General features: G+C 74.6%; 15 protein-coding genes. 12 read left to right on the forward strand and 3 right to left on the reverse strand.

Annotated features, from left to right (window positions below; all coding sequences use genetic code 11):
* Positions 1 to 203: 203 nt before the first annotated feature.
* From ssd to ACGFIA_RS10170, 7 genes are read left to right on the forward strand one after another with little or no spacing between them, the layout of a single operon-like run.
* Complete coding sequence (gene ssd / locus ACGFIA_RS10140; protein ID WP_357481195.1) at positions 204 to 1307, forward strand: septum site-determining protein Ssd; 1104 nt, start codon at positions 204 to 206, stop codon at positions 1305 to 1307.
* The gene (locus ACGFIA_RS10145; protein ID WP_357481198.1) at positions 1304 to 2512 is read left to right on the forward strand and encodes a TadA family conjugal transfer-associated ATPase; all 1209 of its coding nucleotides are present in this window, start codon (positions 1304 to 1306) and stop codon (positions 2510 to 2512) included. Before ssd ends, ACGFIA_RS10145 begins: the two co-directional genes overlap by 4 nt.
* Positions 2509 to 3297 carry a hypothetical protein gene (locus ACGFIA_RS10150; RefSeq protein WP_393259511.1) on the forward strand — a complete coding sequence of 263 codons (789 nt, stop codon included), beginning with the start codon at positions 2509 to 2511 and terminating at the stop codon, positions 3295 to 3297. The genes ACGFIA_RS10145 and ACGFIA_RS10150 overlap by 4 nt, the downstream gene beginning before the upstream one ends.
* Entirely contained in the window at positions 3297 to 4025 is a 729-nt protein-coding gene (locus ACGFIA_RS10155) for a type II secretion system F family protein (protein WP_357390714.1), read from the forward strand. Before ACGFIA_RS10150 ends, ACGFIA_RS10155 begins: the two co-directional genes overlap by 1 nt.
* Before the next feature lie 23 nt (positions 4026 to 4048).
* On the forward strand, positions 4049 to 4216 hold the full coding sequence (locus ACGFIA_RS10160) for a DUF4244 domain-containing protein (protein WP_013283643.1): 168 nt from the start codon (positions 4049 to 4051) through the stop codon (positions 4214 to 4216).
* A gap of 53 nt (positions 4217 to 4269) precedes the next feature.
* Entirely contained in the window at positions 4270 to 4704 is a 435-nt protein-coding gene (locus ACGFIA_RS10165; protein ID WP_357390712.1) for a TadE family type IV pilus minor pilin, read from the forward strand.
* Positions 4701 to 5153 carry an Rv3654c family TadE-like protein gene (locus ACGFIA_RS10170; protein WP_357390710.1) on the forward strand — a complete coding sequence of 151 codons (453 nt, stop codon included), beginning with the start codon at positions 4701 to 4703 and terminating at the stop codon, positions 5151 to 5153. Before ACGFIA_RS10165 ends, ACGFIA_RS10170 begins: the two co-directional genes overlap by 4 nt.
* A 47-nt stretch (positions 5154 to 5200) precedes the next feature.
* Here ACGFIA_RS10170 and ACGFIA_RS10175 read toward each other — a convergent pair whose 3' ends face one another.
* The 3 genes from ACGFIA_RS10175 to ACGFIA_RS10185 all read right to left on the reverse strand — a co-directional run bounded on the left by ACGFIA_RS10175 (position 5201) and on the right by ACGFIA_RS10185 (position 9008).
* Positions 5201 to 5779 carry a hypothetical protein gene (locus ACGFIA_RS10175; RefSeq protein ID WP_357390708.1) on the reverse strand — a complete coding sequence of 193 codons (579 nt, stop codon included), beginning with the start codon at positions 5777 to 5779 and terminating at the stop codon, positions 5201 to 5203.
* Positions 5780 to 6045: 266 nt separating this feature from the next.
* Positions 6046 to 6252 carry a hypothetical protein gene (locus tag ACGFIA_RS10180; protein WP_357390706.1) on the reverse strand — a complete coding sequence of 69 codons (207 nt, stop codon included), beginning with the start codon at positions 6250 to 6252 and terminating at the stop codon, positions 6046 to 6048.
* A 293-nt stretch (positions 6253 to 6545) separates the two neighbouring features.
* Positions 6546 to 9008: a DEAD/DEAH box helicase gene (locus ACGFIA_RS10185; RefSeq protein WP_393259514.1), complete on the reverse strand. Its 2463-nt coding sequence runs from the start codon at positions 9006 to 9008 to the stop codon at positions 6546 to 6548.
* 133 nt (positions 9009 to 9141) lie between these two features.
* Here ACGFIA_RS10185 and ACGFIA_RS10190 point away from each other — a divergent pair, with 133 nt between their 5' ends.
* The 5 genes from ACGFIA_RS10190 to ACGFIA_RS10210 all read left to right on the forward strand — a co-directional run bounded on the left by ACGFIA_RS10190 (position 9142) and on the right by ACGFIA_RS10210 (position 13840).
* Complete coding sequence (locus ACGFIA_RS10190; protein ID WP_013283649.1) at positions 9142 to 9492, forward strand: STAS domain-containing protein; 351 nt, start codon at positions 9142 to 9144, stop codon at positions 9490 to 9492.
* Positions 9492 to 9929: an ATP-binding protein gene (locus tag ACGFIA_RS10195; RefSeq protein ID WP_357390700.1), complete on the forward strand. Its 438-nt coding sequence runs from the start codon at positions 9492 to 9494 to the stop codon at positions 9927 to 9929. Before ACGFIA_RS10190 ends, ACGFIA_RS10195 begins: the two co-directional genes overlap by 1 nt.
* A 316-nt stretch (positions 9930 to 10245) precedes the next feature.
* Complete coding sequence (locus ACGFIA_RS10200) at positions 10246 to 12597, forward strand: sodium-translocating pyrophosphatase (protein WP_357390698.1); 2352 nt, start codon at positions 10246 to 10248, stop codon at positions 12595 to 12597.
* 101 nt (positions 12598 to 12698) lie between these two features.
* On the forward strand, positions 12699 to 13241 hold the full coding sequence (locus ACGFIA_RS10205; RefSeq protein WP_357390696.1) for a hypothetical protein: 543 nt from the start codon (positions 12699 to 12701) through the stop codon (positions 13239 to 13241).
* Positions 13232 to 13840, forward strand: coding sequence for a hypothetical protein (locus ACGFIA_RS10210; protein WP_393259516.1), 609 nt, complete (start codon positions 13232 to 13234; stop codon positions 13838 to 13840). Before ACGFIA_RS10205 ends, ACGFIA_RS10210 begins: the two co-directional genes overlap by 10 nt.
* Positions 13841 to 13986 lie beyond the last annotated feature (146 nt).

The raw sequence follows: 13986 nt of genomic DNA on the forward strand, positions 1-13986 counted from the left end.
TGGGCCTAGAGGAGGTCAACGACGGTCTCTGGCGTCAACGGCAGACGGTCCACTCGACACCTTCGTCTCGGGCGCATAGCAGATCAACCGGCGTACCGAGGTCTGTCCACAACCCTCTCGGTTGTCCACAGGGCACCGGTCTCGCACCGTCCGGCCGGGCAGGCTGCACCCGGCACGTCCGAGTCCGACTGATGGAGGCCGCCATGCCGCCCCGTACCCCGCTTCCGCCGTACCGTCGTCTGCCCCTGCTCGTCACCTCCGACGGCGACCTCCTCGACGAGCTGCTGCGACTCGCGGCGGCCGGCGGCACCGAGGTCGAGCTGGCGGCCGATCCGGCCGCCGCCCGGGCCCGCTGGGCCCCGGCGCCGCTGGTGCTCGTCGGCGCCGACCAGGCGGCGGCCTGCCTGCGGGCACGCCTTCCCCGCCGCGCCCGCACGGTCCTGGTCGGTCGCTCCGGAGAGCTCGATCCGGGTACGGAGTTGGCCGAACTGATCGGCGCGGAGCACGTCGCGACGCTGCCGGCGGCCGAGCCCTGGCTGGTCGACCGATTCGCCGAATGCGTGGCCGGGCCGGCGGGCCCGGGGCCGGGCCGGGTGGTGGCGGTGCTCGGCGGGCGGGGAGGCGCCGGGGCCAGCGTGCTGGCCGGTGGGCTCGCCGTCACGGCGGCCCGGTCCCGGCTGCGCACGCTGCTGGTCGACGCCGACCCGCTCGGCGGCGGTCTCGACCTGGTGCTCGGGTGGGAGCAGCTCGACGGGTTGCGGTGGCCCGAACTGGCCGGCACGGACGGGCGGGTCGACCCGCCGTCGCTGATCCGCGCGCTGCCCAGCCGAGGCGATCTGGTGGTGCTCTCCTGGGACCGGGGCGACCTGCGGCACCTGCCGGCTGAGGCGATGGCCGCCACAGTAGACGCCGGACGGCGAGGGCGGGATCTGCTGGTGCTCGACCTGCCCCGGCACCTCGACGACGCGGCGGTGATCGCGCTCCAGGCCGCCGACCGCGCTCTGCTCGTCGTACCGGCCGAGCTGAGGGCGGCGGCCGCGGCGGCCCGGGTCGCCGCTGTCGCCGCGCCACACTGCGTCGACCTCTCGGTCATCGTGCGCGGCCCGGCGCCCGGTCGGCTCCGCGCGGCCGAGGTGTCCCGGGCGCTGGGCCTGCCGCTCGCCGGCACGCTGCGACCCGAGCCGGGACTGTGCCGTGGGCTGGAGCGGGGCGAGGCGCCGGGCGCGAGCGGGAAGGGGCCGCTCGCCGCGCTCTGCCAGCGGCTCGTGGACGAGATGATCGGCTCGTCGGCGGCTGGTGCGGCGTGACCACGCCCGAACCGGGGGAGCTGGCCGCCCGGGTCCGGCACCGGTTCGCCGCCGAGGCCACCCCGGTCACGCCGGCGGCCATCGTCTCCGCGGTACGCGCCGAACCGGCGGCGGCGGTGCTCGGTGACACCACGCTGCTGCGGATCGCCGACCGGGTGCACGACGACCTGGTCGGCGCGGGTCCACTGGCGCCGCTGCTCGCCGACCCGCAGGTCACCGACGTGCTGGTGAACGGGGTCCGAGTCTGGGTCGACAGAGGGCGGGGACTGCGTCAGGTCGCCGTGCCACTGGGCACGCTCGACGACGTACGCCGCCTGGCGCAGCGCCTCACCTCGGCGGCCGGGCGGCGACTGGACGACGCCTCCCCGTACGCGGACGCGCGGCTGCCCGACGGCACCCGGCTGCACGCGGTGCTGCCTCCGGTGGCGACCGACGGGCCCTACCTGTCGCTGCGTACCTTCCGGCAGCGGCCGTTCACCCTCGACGAACTGGTCGAGCGGGGCACCGTGTCCCGGCCGGTCGCCCCGCTGCTGGCCGCCATCGTCACGGCCCGCCTCGCGTACCTGGTCAGCGGCGGCACCGGCTCCGGCAAGACCACGCTGCTCAACACGTTGCTCGGGCTGGTGCCCGGCACCGAGCGGATCGTGCTGGTGGAGGACGCCGCCGAACTGCGCCCGGTGCACCCGCACGTGATCGGGTTGCAGGCGCGCACCGCGAACGTCGAGGGTGCCGGTGCCGTCGGGCTCGGCGACCTGGTACGGCAGGCGCTGCGGATGCGGCCGGACCGGCTGGTCGTGGGCGAGTGCCGGGGCGCCGAGGTGGTCGACCTGCTCGCCGCGCTGAACACGGGCCACGACGGCGGGGCGGGGACGCTGCACGCGAACGCCCCTGCCGACGTCCCGGCCCGGCTGGAGGCGCTGGGGATGCTCGGCGGTCTGCCCCGGCTCGCGTTGCACGCCCAGGTCGCCGCCGCGTTGCAGGTCGTCCTCCAGCTTCGCCGTACCGGCGAGGGACGCGTACTGGACTCCATCGGCCTGCTGTTGCCCGACGGGCCCGACCGGGTGGTGACTGTGGTCCCGGCATGGGTACGCGGCCGAGGGCTCGGTCCGGCGGCCCGGACGCTCGCCGGACTGGTGCGGGAGCGGGGAGCGCCGGTGCCGCCGATCCTCCAGGCTGCCTGGCCTGACCCGGGGGAACCGTCGTGACCGGTCACCTGTGGCAGGCGGTCCTGCTGCTGGCCGCCGCGGCGGTCGCCGTCGCCTGGCCGGTACGGGCCGGTCGCGCCCGGCGGCTGGCGGTTCTGGGTACGGCACGCATCCCAGGTGAGCGGGTGGAGGGTGCCCGTCCGGCACCGCCGGACCCGCCACGACGTCGGATCCGGCGGTGGGCCGCCGCGCCATGCCTCTCCGCCCGACGTGCGCTGCCCGCGGCGGCGCTGTGCGGGGCCGTGGCCGGGGCGTTGCTCGGTGGCCCGGTGGCCGCCGTGGTGCTCGCCACCTACGGCGTGCTCGCGGCTCGGGCGGTGCTGCGCCGGCGTACCCACCGGGCGGCCGCACTCGCGCACCGCCGCGACCTGGACCGGCTGGCCGCCGTCGCCGCAGACCTGCGGGCCGGGCTACCTGTCGACGGCGGTGCCGACGCCGGTCCGGGACGCGTCGCCCGGCTGGCCCGCGCCGCCGGAAGGCTGGCCGACCGGACCGGCGCGCCGCTCGCCGACCTGCTGGAACGGATCGAGGCCGACGCCCGCGCCGCCGATCGGGGCCTTGCGGCTGCCGCCGCCCAGGCCGCCGGGGCGCGGGCGACCGCCTGGCTGCTCGCGGCGCTGCCGCTCGGCGGGATCGGTCTCGGCTACGGCATCGGGGTCGACCCGGTGGCGGTGCTGCTGCACACGCCGGTGGGCGCCGGTAGCGCGATCGCGGCGGTCGTGTTGCAGGTCGGCGGCCTGCTCTGGGCCGAGCGGCTCGGCGTCACGCCGGGACGGGCCGCCTGATGGCACGGCAGGTGCTGGCCGCCGTTTGTCTCGGCGGTGCCGCGTCGTTGCTGGTCGTCGCCGGTCCGGTCGCCCGCCCGGCGCGGCGGCTGCGCCGGCTCGCCCCGGTGCCGACGCCGGCCCGCCCGGCGTGGTGGCCGGATCGGGTACGCCTCGGCGCGGCGCTGGCCGGTATCGCCGTGACGGTGGTGGTCGGCGGTGCGACAGGAGCGTTCCTCGGGCTGCTTGCCGGTGTCGCCGCCGACCGTCTGTTGCGCCGGATCGAGCCGCGCGCCGTCCGGGAACGGCGCCTGTGGGAGACCGCCGACCTGCCGCTGGCCGCGGATCTGCTGGCCGCCGCGCTGAGGGCGGGCGCACCGGTCGACCGCTCGGCGCTCGCCGTGGCCGAGGCGCTCGGCGGGCCGCTCGCGGACCGGCTCGGCCGGGTCGGCCGCACGCTGCAGCTCGGTGGCGGCCCCGGAGAGGCATGGGCGCACCTGAGCGGCGTCGCCGGGGCCGAACCCGTGGTCGCGGCGGCGGTCCGCTCGTCGAACAGCGGTGCCGCACTGGCTCGCGCGCTGACCCGGCTGGCCGACGACCTGCGTGCCGAACGGTCGACAGCGGCGGAGGCGGCGGCCCGCCGGGCGGGGGTGCTCATCGTGCTGCCGCTCGGGCTGTGTTTCCTGCCCGCCTTCATTCTCGCCGGTCTGGTGCCGGTGATCGTCGCCGTCCTCGGCGACGTGCTGTGATCCATCGAGAAGGGACGTACGACATGCGCAAGCTCCTCACCCGCCTGCGGGGTGACGCCGGCATGAACACCGCCGAGTACGCGGTGGGCACCCTCGCCGCGGTGGCCTTCGCCGGGATCCTGCTGAAGGTGCTCACCTCCGGCAACGTGCAGTCCGCGCTGACCGCCGTCATCGACCGGGCCCTGAAGTGACCGGGCGCCGGCGGGCCGGCCGTCACGGTCGGTGGCTGACCTCAGCGGTCCCGATGGGCGTATCGGCCGAGCCCGGCCCGTTCCGGGACGCCGCCAGCGCCCGGGCCGGGGCGGTGTGGCGGCGGTGGCGCTCGTGGGCCGCGTGCGAGCGGGGCTCCTTCACCGCCGAGTTGGCGGCCGGCCTGCCGGCGCTCATGATGCTCCTCGTCGCCGGTCTGACCGCGGTCAACGCGGTGGGCACCCGGGTCGCGTGTGTCGACGCGGCCCGGGAGGCGGCTCTCGCCGCGGCCCGGGGCGAGCCCGGTACGCCAGCCGGCACCCGGTACGCCCCGGACGGCGCGGAGGTGGCCGTGACTGTCGCCGGTGACCGCGTGACGGCGACGGTCCGGGCCCCGGTCCGGACGTTCGGTACGCGGCTGCCTCGCCTGGTCGTCTCGGGGGAGGCAGTGGCCGCAGTGGAACCCGGTGCGCCGGGGCCGGTGCCGTGAGCGCTGACGATTTCCCGGCCTGCTCGTCCTCCCGCTGGCCCGCCGCAGGAGGACCGCCGATCACGGGCGGGACGGTGAAGCGCGGGGAGCCCGGCGGCAGGTCCTCGGCGGACCGGGGCGGTGCCACCGTGTGCCTGCTCGCGATCGGGCTCGTGTTCGTGCTGGTCGGGGTGTTCGGTGCCGCGCTCGGGGCGGCCCGGTGCGCGCGGCATCAGGCCCGCAACGCGGCGGACTTCGGGGCGCTGGCCGGTGCCGGGCAGGTGCTCGACGGAACCGACGCCGCCTGCGGTCGCGCCGCCGACCTGGTCTCCGCAAACGGCGGCCGGATGACCGGGTGCCGGGTCGACGGGCTGGACCTCATCGTCACGGCGCGGGTACGTGTCGCACCGCTGCCGGGACTGACCCGGGACGCCGCCGCGACGTCCCGGGCCGGCCCGGCCCGGTCCTGACGGGCGGCCGCCAGTGCCGGGCCGAGAGCCGGGCCGGGGGCGGCGGGTCAGCGGGACTGGAGGGCGTCCAGTCCGACCGCCATGGCGATGACCAGTCGACGGTCGATCTGCGGGTGCTGGATCTCCACGGAGTACCGGTCCCGCAGCCCCCACTTCCGGTCGACCGAGAACACCGGCTGGCCGCCGGCCACGAAATCGAAGTGGTACGGCAGCCAGGAGAGCGAGTCGACGAACCGGCGCAGCAGCGCCACCGGCATGCTGCGCTCCTGCCCGGTGGCGGGCGGCAGGCCGGGCTGCTCGACGTGCCACGTCGAGCGCAGCAGCGACTGGGCGAAGTCCTTGCGGAACAGCCCGATGGGGTTGCCCGCGTGGTCGGTCACGTCGTAGGTGGCCCCGAGGTCGAGCCGCTGACGGGCCTTGAAGCCGAGAAGGGGGTACTGCTTGGTGTCATCGGTGTAGATGGTCACCTGCTCCTTGAAGGCGAGCCGCTTCTGCTGCGCGAACGCGAGCAGCCCTCCTTCGGAGCCGTCGGGCGCCACCGAGTGCACCTCGTACTGGTTGACCATCATCCGGATCCGCTGACGGATGATGAATCGGTGCTGGGCCTGCAGGTTATCGGGCGACATCAGATCTCCTTCGAGGGTCGCCGGAGTCTCGCACAGCAGACCGACCGCCGCTGGCCCGATCACACCACCACTGCCCGGGCGGGCAGAACCCATGCGGGACCTGCGCGCCGACACGTCGCGCAGGGTGTGCGCCGCCGCGCCGCAACCCGCCTGACCCGCCCGGCCCGGCGGACCCGCCCGCCCAGCCCGACCCGCCCAGCCCGACCCGCCCGGCCCGGCCCGCCGGGCTGCGGACCCGACGGGCACGTCCGGGCAATGCCCAAGGGTCAGCGGCCGCCGTCGACGGTGGCCTTCATCGCCCAGGTGTTCAGGACCTGATGGATGCCGCGCAGACGCTCGTTGATCTGCTCCAGCCGTTCCGCCTGGGCGAGGGTGGCCATCGCGGTGCCCAGCGCTATCTGCTGGTCGGGGGTGAGGTGTTCCTGGTCGATGGTGTAGAGCAGTTCGACGGTCTCGGCGATCGTGTCGGCCACGGCTGCACCTCCGGCGGGACGGGTCTCGGGTCACCTGTGCGCTACCGGAAATGATGCATGGAAGCGCTCCCATACATCAATGCCCCGACCGCCCCACGCTCATGCCTTCGTCCCACCAACCAGACACACCGGCCCGCTGCATGCCCTCCGAAATCGCGTGATCCGCACCGGTCGGCCGAAGTGATGAGATCCAGCGCCTTCCGATACCGCGACCCCCTCCAAGCGGCGGTCGAACCTCCGGCTGGTGGGTCGCCCGTCCGGCGGGCCGGCCTGCCGGCCGCGACCCGTGCGGGTCAGGCGGGTGTGCCCCCGGTCGCCGGAGCCGGGCGGGCCACCCGGTCGCCCTGGCGGGGCAGCGCCTCACCGCGCCCCACCTCCGGACCCAGGCCGCCGCCCGCCCCCGGGCCGCCCGCGCCCGGGCCGTCCGCGGGACCGGCCGCGGCGAGGTTGGTCAGCACCACGTCGAGGACCTTCACCGCCTCCGGCTTGGCCAGCGGGTTGTTGCCGTTGCCGCACTTCGGGGACTGGACGCAGGACGGACACCCGGTCTCGCACCCGCATTCGGCGATCGCGTCCCGGGTGGCGCGCAGCCAGGCGGTGGCGGTGCCGTACGCCCGCTCGGCGAAACCGGCCCCGCCGGGATGCCCGTCGTAGACGAAGACGGTCGGCGCCTCGGTGTCCGGGTGCAGGGCGGTGGACAGCCCGCCGATGTCCCACCTGTCGCACGTCGCCATCAGCGGCAGCAGCCCGATGGCGGCGTGCTCGGCGGCGTGCAGGGCGCCCGGCACGTCCGCCGCCTCGACACCGGCGGCGGTCAGTGACTCGGGGGAGAGCGTGAACCACACCGCGACGGTGCGCAGCTCCCGCGCGGGCAGGTCGAGTGGCCGGGTGTCGATCACCTCGCCGGTCGCGATGCGCCGCCGCTGGTACGACACCACCTGGCTGGTCACGTCCACCTCGCCGAGGAAGAGGCCGACTGGTCCGGCGTCCACGTACGAGCGGACCGACACCACCGACAGCGAGGTGACGTCGCGGGCGTGGGTGGACCAGTCCGGCTCCTCGGCGTGCACCAGCGCGCACCCGTCGGCCAGGTCGAGCGAGTCGACCACGTACGAGACGCCCTGGTGCAGGTAGACCGCGCCGGTGTGCAGCAGGAAGTGCGCCGACCCGCCGTCGACGGTGCCGAGCAGCCGGCCGGTGGACTCCTCCACCACGCACACCGGTGCGCCACCCTCGCCGCGCAGGTCGACCTCGGGGCGTTCCCGGTGCCGCCAGTACCAGCCGGTGGGCCGCTGCCGCAGCGCCCCCGCCTCGACCAGCGAGTCCACCGCCTCCTTCGCGCCCTCGCCGAACAGGTCCAGATCGGCCGGGGTGAGCGGGGACTCGTGGGCGGCGCAGGCGAGCTGCGGCGCGAGCACGTACGGGTTGGCCGGGTCGAGCACCGTCGCCTCGACCGGGCGCCCGAACAGCGCTTCCGGGTGGTGCACCAGGTAGGTGTCGAGCGGGTCGTCCCGGGCCACCAGCACGGCGAGCGCCTCGTCGCCGGAGCGCCCGGCCCGCCCGGCCTGCTGCCACAGTGACGCGCGGGTGCCGGGCCAGCCGCAGATCAGCACCGCGTCCAGCCCGACCAGGTCGACGCCGAGTTCGAGCGCGTTCGTGGAGGCGAGCCCGAGCAGGTCGCCGTGCAGCAGCGCCCGTTCCAGCTCGCGGCGCTCCTCGCGCAGGTAGCCGGCCCGGTAGGCGGCCACCCGGTCGCCCAGGCCGGGCACCGCCTCGTCGAGTGACCGCCGGGCGTTCGCGGCCACCACCTCGGCACCCCGGCGGGACCGCACGAACGCCAGCGTGCGTACCCCCTCGATCACGCTGTCGGCGAGCAGGTCGGCGGTCTCGCGCAGCGCGGAGCGCCGGACCTGGACGAGGTCGGCGTCGGCGGACGAGTCGGTCGGCGGGAGCAGCGGCGGCTCCCAGAGCGCGAACGTCACCCCGCCGCGCGGCGACGTGTCCTCGGTGACGGCGGTGACGGGCAGGCCGGTGAGCCGCCCGGCCGCCGCCGCCGGGTCGCCCGACGTGGCCGAGGCCAGCAGAAACACGGGAGTACGCCCGAAGCGGGCGCACTGCCGCCGCAACCTCCGCAGCACGTGCGCGACGTGTGAGCCGAAGACGCCCCGGTAGGTGTGGCACTCGTCGACGACCACGTACGCGAGGCGGCGCAGGAACCCGGACCAGTGGGCGTGGCCGGGCAGGATGCCGTGGTGCAGCATGTCCGGGTTGGTCAGCACGAACCGGGAGTGCCGGCGGATCCACTCCCGCTCGGCGCGCGGGGTGTCCCCGTCGTAGGTGGCGGGGCGTACCCCGTCGAGTTCGAGACCGGCGACGGCGCGGAGCTGGTCGGCGGCGAGCGCCTTGGTCGGTGCCAGGTAGAGCACCGTGGCGCGCGGGTCGGCGAGCAGCGTGCTCAGTGCGGGAAGCTGGTACGCCAGGGACTTGCCGGACGCCGTGCCGGTGGCGACGACCACGTGCTGCCCCGCGTACGCCAGCTCGGCGGCCTCGGCCTGGTGCCGCCAGGGGGCGACGACGCCGCGCCGCGCGAACGCCGCCCGCAGTTCCTCCGGTGCCCACCCGGGCCACCCGACGGGTTCGCCGACGCGGGCCGGTACGCGTTCGACGTGGGTGACCGGGTCGGAGCTGTGGCGCAGCCGCAGCCGGTGCAGCAGCTCACCCGGAGCACGCCGCGGGCCGGAGCTGTGGTCGGTCACGTCCTGCACTCTCGCACTGGTGTTCGGAATTGGGAACCGCAGGGTGGGGGTAAGGGGAGAGCCCTGGCGGTGACCCGAGGGGCCGCACGGGGAGATGGTTAGATGCCCAGGAGAGTTTACCGAGGAGGGGCCGATGGAGCTGTCGCTGGCGACCCGCGCCGTGGGGGAGCACACGGTGCTCGAGGTCGGCGGTGAGGTGGATGTCTACACCGCCCCCCGCCTGCGGGAACGGCTTCTGGAGCTGATCGACGGTGGGGCCCGCCACGTGGTGGTCGACCTCGGCCGGGTGGACTTCCTCGACTCGACCGGGCTGGGTGTGCTCGTCGGCGCGCTCAAGCGGCTGCGCTCGGCCGGGGGTTCCTTCGCGCTGGTCTGCGACAAGGAGCCGCTGCTCAAGATCTTCCGGATCACCGCCCTCGACCAGGTCTTCCCGCTGCATCCGACAGTCGACGCGGCCATCGCCGCCGACTCCACCGGCGCGTGATGGCCACCGTCAAGCTGTCCTTCTCTCCGGCTCCGGTGCACGTGCGCACCGCCCGCCTGGTCGGCGTCGCGGTGGCCCGGCGGGCCGGCGTACGCGAGGACCTGCTGGACGAGGTGCGCCTGGCCATCGGTGAGGCGTGCACCCGGGCGGTCGCGTTGCACAGGCAGTACGGCCTGGCCGAACCGGTGTACGTGGAGATGTCCGACGGCGGCGGCTACACGGTCCGGGTGGTGGACCGGGCCCCGATCGAGGCGGGCCTCGGCCTGGCCGCGCTCGGGCCGGACGAACTGGCCAAGGAGTCGCTCAGCGAGGACGCGCTGACCACCGGCGTGGGCTTCGCGCTGCTCGCCGGTTTCGTGGAGGATCTCCAGGTCCGCCCGGTCGACGAGGGCGTCGGCACCGAGGTGCGGATGTCCTGGCCGGCCGGCCGCGCCTGACCCGTTTCGCACACGCAGGCCGCGCTCACGCAGGGGGCGCGGCCTCGTCGTATTGGTCGCGCCATATATCAGATTTCTTCGCATAACACAGTTGCGAAGATCATCGAGACACGGTGCCCCCTCGGTGTGACCTCCGCCACGCCAGAGGGCTACAGTACGCGGGTTGTCAGCAAGTGATCCCATCCCGTAGCCGGCGGGAACGGGAGCATCGCTGATCCGCCGGGGTGGGTCGGCACGCGCTTGCGAGTCCGCATCCAGGCGTCGGCCCGTGCGTCTCCACGGGTCGGCGCGAGTTGTTCGGTACAGGAGGACATAGATGTCCGGGACCTTGGCCGCCGACGGCGGCGCACTGTCCCTTACCGGAGCCAACGTGACGTACGTCGTCATCGCCGCGGTCATCGCGCTGGTGGCGCTCGTCTTCGCGGCCGCCCTCACCAGGGCGGTCCTGGCGGCCGGTAAGGGAACCACCAACATGCAGGAGATCTCCGGCGCGGTGCAGGAGGGCGCGTCGGCGTACCTCCTGCGGCAGTTCCGCACGCTGGCGATCTTCGTGGTGATCGCCGTCGTGCTGCTCTTCCTGCTGCCGGTGCACGACACCGACGGCAACGAAACGCTGGTGAAGGTCGGCCGCTCGGCGTTCTTCGTGGTGGGTGCGCTGTTCAGCGCGTTCATCGGCGGCGCCGGCATGTGGCTGGCCACCCGCGCCAACCTGCGGGTCGCGGCGGCCGCCCGGGAGCGGGAAGGCGGGCGCGAGGGCGCCATGAAGATCGCCTTCCGCACCGGCGGCGTGGTCGGCTTCCTCACCGTCGGCCTCGGCCTGTTCGGTGCGGCGCTGGTCGTGCTGATCTTCCGGGGCGACGCGCCGACCGTGCTGGAGGGCTTCGGCTTCGGCGCCGCGCTGCTCGCCATGTTCATGCGGGTCGGCGGCGGCATCTTCACCAAGGCCGCCGACGTCGGCGCCGACCTGGTCGGCAAGGTCGAGCAGGGCATCCCCGAGGACGACCCGCGCAACGCCGCCACCATCGCCGACAACGTGGGCGACAACGTCGGCGACTGCGCCGGCATGGCCGCCGACCTGTTCGAGTCGTACGCGGTCACGCTCGTCGCGGCGCTGATCCTCGGCCGGGCCGCGTTCGGTGAGACCGGTCTGGTCTTCCCGCTGATCATCTCCACCATCGGCGTGCTGGTCGCGATCGTCGGCGTCTTCATCACCCGGCTGCGCGCCAGCGACCGCAACGGCCTCACCGCGATCAACCGGGCCTTCTACCTGTCCGCGCTGATCGCCGCCGTGCTCGTCGCGATCGCCGCGTTCGCGTACCTGCCGGCCACGTTCGCCGAGCTGGAGGGCGGGCTGACCGACGTCGACCGCAACCCGCGGCTGGTCGCCATCGGCGCGGTAGTGATCGGTATCGTGCTGGCCGCCGCGATCCAGGCGCTGACCGGCTACTTCACCGAGACCAACAGGCGCCCGGTGCAGGACATCGGCAAGAGCTCGCAGACCGGCGCCGCCACCGTCATCCTCGCCGGCATCAGCGTCGGCCTGGAGTCGGCCGTCTACTCGGCGCTGCTGATCGGCGCCGGCGTGTTCGGCGCGTTCCTGCTCGGCGGCAGCTCGCTCACGCTGTCCCTGTTCGCCGTCGCGCTGGCCGGCACCGGCCTGCTCACCACGGTCGGCGTCATCGTCGCGATGGACACGTTCGGCCCGATCTCCGACAACGCGCAGGGCGTGGCGGAGATGTCCGGCGACATCGACGAGCACGGCGCGCGGACGCTCACCGAGCTGGACGCCGTCGGCAACACCACGAAGGCGATCACCAAGGGCATCGCGATCGCCACGGCGGTGCTGGCCGCGACCGCGCTGTTCGGCTCGTACACCGACACGCTCAAGACGGCGTACGCGGACGCGACCGGGAATCAGGACACCACCGCGCTGATCGACGAGCTGCTGAACGTCGCCAACCCGCGCAACCTGGTCGGCCTGATCATCGGCGCGGCCGTGGTCTTCCTCTTCTCCGGCCTGGCCATCAACGCGGTCTCCCGCTCCGCCGGGGCAGTGGTGATGGAGGTACGCCGCCAGTTCCGCGAGCTGCCCGGCATCATGGACCGCACCCAGCGGCCCGAGTACGGCAAGGTCGTGGACATCTGCACCCGGGACGCGCAGCGCGAGCTGATGACCCCCGGCCTGCTGGCCATCCTGGCCCCGATCGCCGTCGGCTTCGGCCTCGGCGCGGGTGCGCTCGCCGCGTACCTGGCCGGTGCGATCGGCGCGGGCACGCTGATGGCGGTGTTCCTGGCCAACTCCGGCGGTGCCTGGGACAACGCCAAGAAGCTGGTCGAGGACGGCGCGCACGGCGGCAAGGGTTCCGACGCGCACTCCGCCACTGTCATCGGCGACACCGTCGGCGACCCGTTCAAGGACACCGCCGGCCCGGCGATCAACCCGCTGCTCAAGGTGATGAATCTGGTCTCGCTGCTTATCGCACCGGCCGTCGTCGCCTGGAGCGTGGGCGACGACAAGAACAACCCGCTGCGCATCACGATCGCCGTGGTCGCCGCGCTGATCATCGCGGGGGCCGTGGTGTTCAGCAAGCGCAAGGGCGTGGCGATGACCGACTCGGACAGCGACGCCGGCACCCCGGACCAGCGTCCGGAGACGGTGAACGCCTGATCGCACGCGACGGTTCCCGGCCGGCCCCGGCCGGCCGGGAACCCCGCACCCGGCAAACCTGACCGGTGGCGGTTCCGCCCGGAGGTCGTACGCTGCATCGCATGCGTACGCGCCGGGCGGCAACCGCCGGAAAGCTCACGGTGGTCCTGGCCACGCTGGTCCTCGTCGTCACCGGGTGCGGTGGCGGTCCCAGCCCCCGGGTGTGGGCCGCGTCGGTGTGCCAGGCGCTCGCCCCGTGGCGCGCGGAGATCTCCAAGCTGACCAGCAGCACGCAGCAGCAGATGACCGCGCAGACCACCCCGGCGCAGGCCAAGGAGAACCTGGTCCGGCTGTTCGCCGGGGCCGAGCAGGCCAGCGAGGACGCCCGGCGCAAGGTCGAGGAGGCGGGCGTGCCCGAGGCCGAGCGCGGCGCCGAGGTGTCCGCCGGGTTCCTGGGGTCGCTGGGCAAGATGCGCGACGCGTACGGCCGGGCCCGGGACTCCATCGACCGGCTCGACACCGCCCAGGCCGGCCCGTTCTACGACGGCGTGCGCGCCGCAGTGGACACGCTGAACAAGGAGTACGACGCGAGCGCGCTGGACACCAGCAAGCTCAACTCGACAGAGCTGAAAGAGGCCTTCGACGAGGTCCCGGAGTGTCGCTGACCCCTCCCACCCCGAACCCCGCCCGCCAGCCCTCGCTGTTCTCCACCGAGGCGGCCGATCCGGCGCTGGCGGATCTCGCCGGCCTGCTCGCCGGGCCGGGTGAGGTGGGGCGGATGGGCGGCACCGCCCGGATCTCGGTGGTGGTGGACGCCGCCTGGCGGGTGCACGTGCTGGTGGCCGAGCTGGGCGCCCGGGGCGTGCCGGCGAGCTGGGAGCCGGCCGAGGACGGCCGGCACCGGGTGCGCACCGCGTACACGAGCATGCTGGCGCCGCTCGCGCGGGCCTGGCTGCGCGGCGCGGTGAAGCGGCCACCGGCCCGCTTCCACCTGGACGGGCGACGGCTGCGGCTCTGGGTGGCCGCCGCCGGCACGGCCGAGCCGGCCGGTTTCCGGCTGCGGCTCGGACCGGCCGACGAGCCGTCCTGGCCGGTGGTCCGCGCCGCGCTGGCGGCGGTGGGACTGCCGGCCGCGTTCGTGGAGCCGGACGAGGGCGGGCCCGCGTTCCGGATCGGCGCACGGCGGATGTCCCGGCTCGCGGAGCTGGTGGGGGAACGGCCGGCGACGGCGCCGGTGGCGGAGTGGCCGGGCTCCCGAGGATGACAGCCGGTGTCCGAAGCCTGACACCCGGCTACGGATCCGCCGGAGTGCGCGATCGTCACAGTGACACGCCTGCTGCCCTACCCACGGTGTACCGTGACGCCGTCCGGCAGGGTGCGGCCGGCGGGCACCGGGAGGGCGGCCCGTTT

It is taken from the genome of Micromonospora sp. NPDC049203 (genome assembly GCF_043197215.1).
Lineage (GTDB): Bacteria > Actinomycetota > Actinomycetes > Mycobacteriales > Micromonosporaceae > Micromonospora.